Here is a 2,170-nt window from a genome sequence, read left to right on the forward strand (position 1 = left end):
GATGGGAATTGTTCCAATAAAAGAATTTATTTCCACTATGTCTGATATGTCATTAATATTCATGTTTGGAGGAGGACTGGCTTATACTATTGGGGCTGTATTTTATATTATAAAAAAACCACAGTTTAAAATAAATTTTGGGTTTCATGAGATTTTTCATATCTTTATTTTAATAGGTGCTATTTTACATTATTTATTAGTTTATTATGCATTAGTACTTTAGTTAAAAAATGAATAATAAAATATCAAATTTAATATTGTACAAATAAAAAAAGCCTGGAATTTTTACATTCCAGGCTTTAAATAATTCATTTAACTATTATTATCTTTTGGCTTTTTTGATGAAGATTTTAAAGCCTTTCTAATAGTTACAAATAAACCGCCATAAATAACGGTAACAGCGAAAATGAGCATAATTATTGCAGAAGTAGACATATTACTCGCCTCCTATATTCTTGTCTGATATGTCATTTGCATCCAATTTTGTACTGGTTGTTTGACTTAAGAAATAACTAACTACACCAACACCAATAATCATACCCCAACCACCAATCCATTGAGGTCCCATACTATAACCACCATATGGGGTATTGATATCAGCGATAAGGTTTCTAATAAGTAGGAAAATCAAAACAATTGGTACTACAAATTTGATCATTATATTCCACCAGCTACCAAATTTGTATTCTGAAATTGGATTGAAATAATTTCTAAGTTTATCTGGTTTATAGTACCATCCAACTGCTATTGTTTCTAATATACCTCCAACAATCAGTCCATAATTATTAATATAATGGTCTACAATATCAAGCCAATATAGGCCAGCTTTAGTTGAGAATACTAAACCGGCAATAAATAGTAATGATATTACTGTTAAAGTAATTTTTCTTTTTTCCCAGTTAAATTTATCAGAAAAACCAGCTACATTAGATTCAACTAAAGAGAAAGCAGAATCAATACCAAGAGTTAAAAGAGTTACAAAGAAAACAATTCCAAAAAATCCAACCACTATCGGTCCTCCTGGTAACATGTTTATAGCATTAGGATAAGTTACAAATGCTAAACCAACTCCTGCAGTAGCGACTTCATCAATTGGAACTCCCTGATTTTGAGCCATATAGCCTAAGGTTCCAAATATAGCAAAGCCAGACATAAAACTTACACCTGAGTTAGCAAAAACAGTAATAAGAGCATTATTAATAATATCAGAGTCTTCGGGCATATAACTGGCATAAGCAATCATAATTCCCATCCCAAGACTGAGTGTGAAAAATACCTGAGAATAGGCATCAATCCAGACCCTAAAATTAGTTAAAACTGAAAAGTCTGGTTGTAAGTAATAATTTATACCAGCAATAGCACCAGGTAAAGTAACTGATCTAAATATTAAAATTAATAATAGAACAATTGGTGAAAGTACTGTAAACCAGACTACCTTCCCAACACTTTCAGTTCCATTTCTCAATATGAAATAAATTAAAATCCAGGTTAATACAACTCCTACAAGAACTGAAAAACTAAAACCTCCGAGTTCACTCGGCCCAGAAGATATTTTTAGGACATTATTATAAAAATAATCCTGGGTATTAGCACCAATCCAGGCACCAGTAAATGCATCAGCAACATAATTCCAGGCCCAGCCCATTACTCCTGCATAATAACTAACTATGACAAAAGCTGAGATTACAGGCCACCAACCAAAAAATTCGAATTTATCTTTAATTTTTGCTAATGATCCTGGAGCACCCTGTTGATGTTTTTGACCTAAGGCAAACTCCATAATGATTAGTGGAATACCTGCTGTTAGAAGTGCTACAAAATATGGAATGAGGTATGCACCACCACCATTTTTAAATACTACATATGGAAAACGCCACGCATTTCCCAGACCTGCTGCTGAACCAACTGCAGCAAGTATAAACGCTGCTCGATTTCCCCATTGATCTCGTTGCATACTAGATTCTCCCTTCTTTTTTGTAATTTTTTATTATACATACTAACTACTTTAAATATCTTATTCTCATTCTTAAAAAAAACTACTAAATACTACTTGAAGATATTATTATGAATAAAAGTTAATATTTTCTTTTATATATATCATCTCCTTTCATTTAAAAATATTATAAATAAATCTTGACTTATGTAATAATTATATATAAGTTTCTATTTT

General features: G+C 31.2%; 3 protein-coding genes. 1 reads left to right on the plus strand and 2 read right to left on the minus strand.

What is annotated here, in order from left to right; all coding sequences use genetic code 11:
- The coding region (locus tag VJ881_07460) for a hemolysin III family protein (protein ID HKL75887.1) at positions 1–223 on the plus strand (223 nt) is incomplete at its 5' end.
- A gap of 89 nt (positions 224–312) precedes the next feature.
- Here VJ881_07460 and VJ881_07465 read toward each other — a convergent pair.
- Both VJ881_07465 and VJ881_07470 read right to left on the minus strand, forming a co-directional pair.
- Complete coding sequence (locus VJ881_07465) at positions 313–435, minus strand: methionine/alanine import family NSS transporter small subunit (GenBank protein HKL75888.1); 123 nt, start codon at positions 433–435, stop codon at positions 313–315.
- Between the two features lies 1 nt (position 436).
- Entirely contained in the window at positions 437–1,954 is a 1,518-nt protein-coding gene (locus VJ881_07470; protein HKL75889.1) for a sodium-dependent transporter, read from the minus strand.
- Positions 1,955–2,170: the final 216 nt, after the last annotated feature.

The sequence above is a fragment of the Halanaerobiales bacterium genome, assembly GCA_035270125.1.
Classification (GTDB): Bacteria; Bacillota; Halanaerobiia; order Halanaerobiales; family DATFIM01; genus DATFIM01.

Bases quoted from the DNA above. Each gene is read 5' to 3' on its own strand.
- VJ881_07465 (HKL75888.1), bottom strand. From the start codon at position 435: ATGTCTACTTCTGCAATAATTATGCTCATTTTCGCTGTTACCGTTATT.
- VJ881_07470 (HKL75889.1), bottom strand. From the start codon at position 1,954: ATGCAACGAGATCAATGGGGAAATCGAGCAGCGTTTATACTTGCTGCA.